General features: G+C 72.3%; 8 protein-coding genes. 6 read left to right on the top strand and 2 right to left on the bottom strand.

The annotated features are described in order from the left end of the window. The 5 genes from CR470_RS14725 to CR470_RS14745 all read left to right on the top strand — a co-directional run bounded on the left by CR470_RS14725 (position 1) and on the right by CR470_RS14745 (position 4,831). Positions 1 to 861 (top strand): Fpg/Nei family DNA glycosylase, encoded by an 861-nt coding sequence (locus CR470_RS14725; protein ID WP_097868043.1) that lies wholly within the window; start codon positions 1 to 3, stop codon positions 859 to 861. A 79-nt stretch (positions 862 to 940) separates the two neighbouring features. Then, a complete protein-coding gene (locus CR470_RS14730; RefSeq protein WP_097868044.1) occupies positions 941 to 1,693 on the top strand; it encodes a LytR/AlgR family response regulator transcription factor in 753 nt (250 codons plus the stop codon). An 86-nt stretch (positions 1,694 to 1,779) separates the two neighbouring features. Then, complete coding sequence (locus tag CR470_RS14735; RefSeq protein WP_257138656.1) at positions 1,780 to 2,142, top strand: hypothetical protein; 363 nt, start codon at positions 1,780 to 1,782, stop codon at positions 2,140 to 2,142. Further along, entirely contained in the window at positions 2,139 to 3,644 is a 1,506-nt protein-coding gene (locus CR470_RS14740; protein WP_097868046.1) for a sodium/solute symporter, read from the top strand. The genes CR470_RS14735 and CR470_RS14740 overlap by 4 nt, the downstream gene beginning before the upstream one ends. Continuing rightward, positions 3,641 to 4,831, top strand: coding sequence for a sensor histidine kinase (locus tag CR470_RS14745; protein WP_097868047.1), 1,191 nt, complete (start codon positions 3,641 to 3,643; stop codon positions 4,829 to 4,831). The genes CR470_RS14740 and CR470_RS14745 overlap by 4 nt, the downstream gene beginning before the upstream one ends. Positions 4,832 to 4,840: 9 nt before the next feature. Here the strand turns inward: CR470_RS14745 and CR470_RS14750 are convergent, their stop codons facing one another. Beyond that, the gene (locus tag CR470_RS14750; RefSeq protein WP_097868048.1) at positions 4,841 to 5,356 is read right to left on the bottom strand and encodes a hypothetical protein; all 516 of its coding nucleotides are present in this window, start codon (positions 5,354 to 5,356) and stop codon (positions 4,841 to 4,843) included. 112 nt (positions 5,357 to 5,468) lie between these two features. On the opposite strand from CR470_RS14750, the gene CR470_RS14755 reads away from it, so the two are divergent. Next, positions 5,469 to 5,666 carry a zf-HC2 domain-containing protein gene (locus tag CR470_RS14755; protein WP_097868049.1) on the top strand — a complete coding sequence of 66 codons (198 nt, stop codon included), beginning with the start codon at positions 5,469 to 5,471 and terminating at the stop codon, positions 5,664 to 5,666. Here CR470_RS14755 and CR470_RS14760 read toward each other — a convergent pair. Further along, a complete protein-coding gene (locus CR470_RS14760) occupies positions 5,600 to 6,172 on the bottom strand; it encodes a sigma-70 family RNA polymerase sigma factor (protein WP_097868050.1) in 573 nt (190 codons plus the stop codon). The two genes, CR470_RS14755 and CR470_RS14760, sit on opposite strands and share 67 nt — an antisense overlap. Positions 6,173 to 6,544: the final 372 nt, after the last annotated feature.

A 6,544-nucleotide genomic window follows, 5' to 3' on the forward strand; every position in this document is an offset into this window, starting at 1 on the left:
ATGCCTGAACTGCCCGAAGTCGAAGCCCTGAGGGTCTTCCTCGACGACCATCTGGTCGGCAAGGAGATCGCCCGCGTCCTCCCGCTGGCGATCAGCGTCCTGAAGACGTACGACCCGCCGCTCACCGCGCTGGAAGGCGCGGCTGTCACCTCGGTCGCCCGCCACGGCAAGTTCCTCGACATCGAGGCGGGCGGGCTCCACCTGTGCACCCACTTCGCCCGGGCCGGCTGGCTCCGATGGAAGGATTCCTTCCCGGCCACCCCGCCCCGCCCCGGCAAGGGGTCCCTCGCCCTCCGCCTGACGACCGTCGACGGCGACGGCTTCGACCTCACCGAGATGGGCACCAGGAAACGCCTCTCGGTCCACCTCGTCCACGACCCCCAGGACGTCCCCGGAATCGCCCGCCTCGGCCCGGACCCCCTCGCCGACGCCTTCGACCGCGACGCGTTCGCCGCGCTGCTCGCCGGGGAGCGCCGCCAGATCAAGGGCGCGCTGCGCGACCAGTCGCTCATCGCGGGCATCGGCAACGCCTACAGCGACGAGATCCTGCACGTCGCCAAGATGTCCCCGTTCAAACGCACCGCCGACCTCGACGAGGACGACGTCACCCGCCTGTACACCGCGCTGCGCACCACACTCGAGGACGCCGTCGCCCGCTCCGGCGGGGTGGAGGCGGGGAAGCTCAAGGCCGAGAAGAAGACCGGGATGCGGGTCCACGGGCGTACCGGAGAGACCTGCCCGGTCTGCGGGGACACCATCCTGGAGGTCTCCTTCAGCGACTCCTCGCTCCAGTACTGCCCCACCTGCCAGACCGGCGGGAAGCCGCTCGCCGACCGCAGGCTCTCCAAGTTCCTGAAGTGACCACCGACCCGGTTTCCCCCGGGCCACCGGCCCCGAGACCCCTGGGGGGCACGGGACGGATCCCCTAAACTCCGGCCTCATGCTGCGCGTACTCGCCGTCGACGACGAACAACCCGCCCTGGAGGAACTCCTCTACCTCCTGCGCGCCGACCCCCGTGTCCGCAGCGCCGAGGGCGCCACCGGTGCGACCGAGGCACTGCGCCGCATCGGCGGCGCCGTGGACGCGGGCCCCGATGATCCGTCCGCGATCGACGTGGTCTTCCTCGACATCCACATGGCCGGTCTCACGGGACTCGACGTCGCCCAGCTCCTCGCCGGATTCGCCGCGCCCCCGCTCATCGTCTTCGTCACCGCGCACGAGGGCTTCGCCGTCCACGCCTTCGACCTCAAGGCCGTCGACTACGTCCTGAAACCGGTCCGCCGCGAACGCCTCGCCGAAGCCGTCCGCCGGGTCGCCGAGCAGGTGGGGGACCGGTCCGCACCGGTCCACGACAGCGCGGGCGACCAGATTCCGGTCGAACTGGGCGGCGTCACCCGCTTCATCCCCATCGACGAGATCGCGTACGCCGAGGCGCAGGGCGACTACGCCCGCCTGCACACCGCCACCGGCAGCCACCTCGTCCGCATCCCGCTCACCACCCTGGAGGAGCGCTGGCGCTCCCGCGGCTTCGTCCGGATCCACCGCCGCCACCTCGTGGCGCTCGGCAGGATCGACGAACTGCGCCTGGACGCGGGCAGCATGAGCGTGCGCGTCGGGGAGGCCGAGCTGGCCGTCAGCCGCCGCCACACCCGCGCCCTGCGCGACCTCCTGATGCGCCAGGGCGGCCGCTGAAGCAACGCGTGAGGCCGCCGCTGACCTGGGGCGTCCTTCTCCGAACCCTTCCCAGCACGGCCCGCCGCCGCCTACACTCCGAGCCCATGTCCGCAGAGCCACCGCTCCGGCGCGAAGTGGTCACGGGGGAGCCGCGGCGGGTGCGCCCGCTGCCCCGTTACCGCACCCAGTCGGAGATCGACGAGCAGACCGCCCTCGGCGGCGCCTACGTGCGATCGCTGATGCGCGGTCAACTGCGCGCCGGGCTCACCGTCTTCGTCGTCCTCGCCCTCGTCGCGGGAACCCTGCCGCTGCTCTTCGCAGCCCTGAACAGCTCCGCCCTCGTCTGGGCGGTGCTCGGCTTCGCCACCTATCCGCCGCTCACCCTGGCCGCCTGGTGGTACGTCCGCCGGGCCGAGCGCAACGAACGCGACTTCGCCCGACTGGTGGAGGGCCGCCCCGCCCCGTGAGCACCCCCGATCACCTGGCGTCCTGGGTGGCGGTCGCCCTCGTCGTCCTCGCCACCGTCCTCGTCGGCGGATTCGGCCTGCGCATCTCCCGGACGACCTCCGACTTCTACGTAGCCTCGCGCACCGTACGGCCCCGCCTCAACGCCGCCGCGATCAGCGGCGAATACCTCTCCGCCGCCTCCTTCCTCGGCGTCGCCGGCCTCGTCCTCGTCCACGGCCCCGACATGCTCTGGTACCCGGTCGGCTACACCGCCGGATACCTGGTGCTCCTCGTCTTCGTCGCCGCCCCGCTGCGCCGCTCGGGGGCGTACACCCTGCCGGACTTCGCCGAGGGACGGCTCGAATCGCGGCAGGTCCGCCGACTGGTCAGCGCGCTCGTCGTCGGCGCGGGCTGGCTCTACCTCGTGCCGCAGCTCCAGGGCGCCGGGCTCACCCTCAAGATCCTCACGGGCGCTCCGGGCTGGCTCGGCGACGTCCTCGTCGCCACCGTCGTGACCGCCGCCGTCGCCGCGGGCGGCATGCGCTCCATCACCTTCGTCCAGGTCTTCCAGTACTGGCTCAAGCTCACCGCCCTCCTCGTCCCCGCCCTCTTCCTGGTGCTCGCCTGGCAGGGCGACGGCCGGCCCCGGGTCAGCTTCGACGACCAGCTCACCGTCTTCCGCGCCGACCATCCGCTGTACGCCACCTACGGGCTGATCGTGGCGACCTTCCTCGGCACCATGGGCCTGCCCCACGTCGTCGTCCGCTTCTACACCAGCCCGAACGGCCGCGACGCCCGCCGCACCACCGTCGCCGTCCTCGCCCTGGTCGGCCTCTTCTACCTGCTCCCGCCGATCTACGGCGCGCTCGGCCGGCTCTACACGCCCGAACTGCGGTACGGGGGAGACGCGGACGCCGCCGTCCTGCTGCTGCCCGCCCGTCTCATCGGCGGACTGGGCGGCGACCTCCTCGGGGCGTTGATCGCCGGCGGGGCGTTCGCCGCGTTCCTGTCCACCGCCTCCGGGCTCACCATGGCCGTCGCCGGAGTCATCACCCAGGACGTCCTGCCTTCGCGCGGGGTGCGCCACTTCCGGCTCGCCACCGTCCTCGCCATCGCCGTACCGCTCGCCGGTTCCCTGCTGGTGAGCCGGGTGCCGGTGGCCGACGCGGTGGGCATGGCCTTCGCCGTCTCCGCCTCCTCCTTCTGCCCCCTGCTCATCCTCGGCATCTGGTGGCGGCGGCTCACCCCGCCCGGGGCCGTCGCGGGGCTCCTGCTGGGCGGCGGCTCCGCTCTCGTCGCGGTGGCCATCACCGTCAGCGGAGCCGTACGCCCGCCGGGGTGGCCGCACGCCCTGCTCGCCTGGCCCGCCGTCTGGTCCGTCCCCGTGGGGTTCCTCGCGATGATCCTCGTCTCGCTCGCCACACCGGGGCGGATACCCCCGGGCACCAACGCCGCCATGACCCGCTTCCACCTCCCTGAGGCCCTCTCCTCGGCGCGGTCCGCCGCAGGGCGGGAACGATGACCGGGGCCGCGATCGCCGTTCTCGTCGTCCTGGCCACGCTGCTGTTCGGCACCGGGTACCTGCTGGGCCGCCGCACCGCCCGACCGCTGCGCCCCAGCGACGTCGGCACGCCCGTCGAGCACGCCACGTTCGAGACCCTGCACACCGCGTCGCTGGCCGCCCCGCCGCTGCGGGCCGGCCTCACCGAGGAGAGCGCCCGGCGCGCCGCCCGCCGGCTGCGCTCCCTCCTCGGCACCGATGCCCTCTGCCTCACCGACCGGGACCGGGTGCTGGTCTGGGACGGCACCGGACACCACCACGGCAAGGACGTCATGGAGCACCTGCGGGTGCTCCTGGACAACGGCCGCCGCACCGCCTTCGACAGTGGCTGCGCCGACCTCGACTGCCCGCTGCGCTGGGCCGTCGCCGTCCCGCTCACCGTCGACAACCGGGTCCTGGGCGCACTCGTCGCCTACGCCCCGCGCGAATCGGCGGTGCTGGCCCGGGCCGCGGGGGAGGTGGCGCGCTGGGTCTGCGTCCAGCTGGAACTGGCCGAGCTGGACCGCTCCCGCACCCAGCTCATCGAGGCCGAGATCAAGGCCCTGCGGGCACAGATCTCCCCGCACTTCATCTTCAACTCGCTAGCCGCGATCGCCTCGTTCGTCCGGACCGACCCCGAGCAAGCCCGCGAACTGCTGCTGGAATTCGCCGACTTCACCCGCTACTCGTTCCGCAGGCACGGTGAGTTCACCACCCTGGCGGATGAACTGCACTCCATCGACCAGTATTTGGCCCTCGTACGCGCCCGCTTCGGCGAGCGTCTCGCCGTGACGCTCCAGGTCGCCCCCGAGGTGCTGCCGGTCGCGCTGCCGTTCCTGTGCCTCCAGCCGCTGGTGGAGAACGCCGTCAAGCACGGCCTCGAAGGGGCGGTCACCCGCAGCCGCATCACCATCAGCGCCCTGGACGCCGGCTCGGAGGCCGAGGTGGTCATCGAGGACGACGGAACCGGCATGGACCCCGAACGGCTGCGGCAGATCCTGCGCGGCGAGGGCGGCGCCTCCACCGGCATCGGCCTGCTCAACGTGGACGAGCGGTTGCGTCAGGTCTACGGCGACGACTACGGCCTGGTCATCGAGACCGGGGTCGGGGCCGGTATGAAGATCACGCTGCGGCTGCCCAAGTACCGTGCCGGGGTGCACGGTTCCTGAAGCGGAGGCTCAGCACAGATGGACGGCCAGATGCCCCAGCGGCAGCCCCAACTGCCAGGCGGGCGTCCAGACACGGACCTCCTGGTCGCCCGCCGGGCCGGCCCCGGCGTCCCACGGAGCGGGGCCGATCGCGTCCAGGTCCGCCGCGAGCAGCTCGGTCTCCTCCAGCCAGCGCCAGGCCGCCCGCGCCAGCGCCAGATCGGGGTCGCCGGGCTCGGCGTTCCGTCCCGCCTCCGCCAGCCGCTCGCAGATCCAGGCGCGCCAGGTGCACTCGTACGCCGTGAGCATCCGCAGCTCGTCGACCCGCGGTTCGGGCAGGGCCCGGGGAGGGGGAGCGTCGCGGGGGAATCCGCACAGGAACATCGTCAGCGCGAGGGCGTCGCGCCCCGCCCGGAACTCCAGGGTCGTCGGCTCCATCAGATCGCCTGTCCGTAGCAGCTCGTCGGCGATGTACTCGGTGGACAGCCAGGTCATCGGTACCTGGAGCCCGTTCCCACCGGTCCCATCCATGTCCTCGGGACGCATCCCGTCTCGCCTCTTTCCTTGCTCGGTGCCGGGCTTCACGCAGCATTGAACCGGGGGCGGGTGCCCCGCGTGGGCAGAAGGGGAGGATCGCCCAGGAGATGCGAGGCTGCGAATGAGTGCCGACCCCGGCGACGACCCGCATGTGCGGCTGCTGCTGGGCGCGTACGTCCTGGACGCTCTGGACGCCGAGGAGACCTGCCGGGTCGCCCGCCATGTCCAGGGCTGCGACGGCTGCGCCCGGCTCTACGTGGAGGTGGCCGAGGCCTCCACCCTGCTGGCGCTGCTCCGGGCGGAGGACCTGAGGGAGTAGCCGGGCAGCGTCCGCGCGAGGACCCGCAGCGCGTAGTACGAGCGGGACTTGACGGTCCCCGCGGGGATGCCGAGCGCCTCGGCCGTCTCGCCGACGCTCAGGCCGCGGAAGTAGATCTGCACCAGCACCGCACGGTGCTCGGGGCTGAGGGTGCGGACCGCCTCGCGGACGTCCAGGGCGCGGACGGCGCGGTCCGCGGCGTCCAGGGTGTCCGGGGTGCTCTCCAGCACCGTGTCGCTGACCTCGACGGGGCGGGCCTGTCGGGAGCGCCGCGCGTCGATGGCGAGGCGGCGGCCCACGGTGAACAGCCACGGCCGCATCGAGTCGTAGGGCGCGTCGAAGGCCTCGGGGTGCTGCCAGGCGCGGACCAGGGTCTCCTGCACCAGGTCCTCGGCCCGCTGCCGGTCCCCGAAGGTCAGGCCGAGGAGGAAGCGGAACAGGGCGGGGCCGTGTTCCCGCTGCAACTCGACGAGGGTCCGCTCATCGGTCGTCGTGGTGGTCCTCATGAACGCCCTCTCCCGCCGCGGCCCCTGATGGCCTCGTTGCCGACTTGGCGTATACGAACGCATTCGGCGGCGTGGGAACAGGCGGTGCGGCGAGGCGTGCGACGAGCGGTCGCTCAGTGCGGCGAATGGTGCGGTGAACGGTCGAGGGGCCGCCGGGGTCGGCCGGTACGACCAGTTCAGCTAGATATGCGGCACTGCTCCTTGCTTATGCGGTATGAAGATATATGTAGTCGGATGGTCGTAATCATCCGACCTTGGAGCCCAGCAGATGACCCAGCGCATCCGACCGGGCACGGTGGCCGCCATCGCCCTCCTGCTCGCCGCGGCCACCGGCTGCACCGGGCAGCAGCCCACGGCCTGTCTCTTATACAC

Source organism: Streptomyces sp. rh34 (assembly GCF_002551245.1).
GTDB lineage: Bacteria > Actinomycetota > Actinomycetes > Streptomycetales > Streptomycetaceae > Streptomyces.

What these genes read in the sequence shown, in the direction of transcription:
- CR470_RS14725 (WP_097868043.1), top strand. Translation starts at nt 1, where the DNA reads ATGCCTGAACTGCCCGAAGTCGAAGCCCTGAGGGTCTTCCTCGACGAC.
- CR470_RS14730 (WP_097868044.1), top strand. Translation starts at nt 941, where the DNA reads ATGCTGCGCGTACTCGCCGTCGACGACGAACAACCCGCCCTGGAGGAA.
- CR470_RS14735 (WP_257138656.1), top strand. Translation starts at nt 1,780, where the DNA reads ATGTCCGCAGAGCCACCGCTCCGGCGCGAAGTGGTCACGGGGGAGCCG.
- CR470_RS14745 (WP_097868047.1), top strand. Translation starts at nt 3,641, where the DNA reads ATGACCGGGGCCGCGATCGCCGTTCTCGTCGTCCTGGCCACGCTGCTG.
- CR470_RS14750 (WP_097868048.1), bottom strand. Translation starts at nt 5,356, where the DNA reads ATGCGTCCCGAGGACATGGATGGGACCGGTGGGAACGGGCTCCAGGTA.
- CR470_RS14755 (WP_097868049.1), top strand. Translation starts at nt 5,469, where the DNA reads ATGAGTGCCGACCCCGGCGACGACCCGCATGTGCGGCTGCTGCTGGGC.
- CR470_RS14760 (WP_097868050.1), bottom strand. Translation starts at nt 6,172, where the DNA reads ATGAGGACCACCACGACGACCGATGAGCGGACCCTCGTCGAGTTGCAG.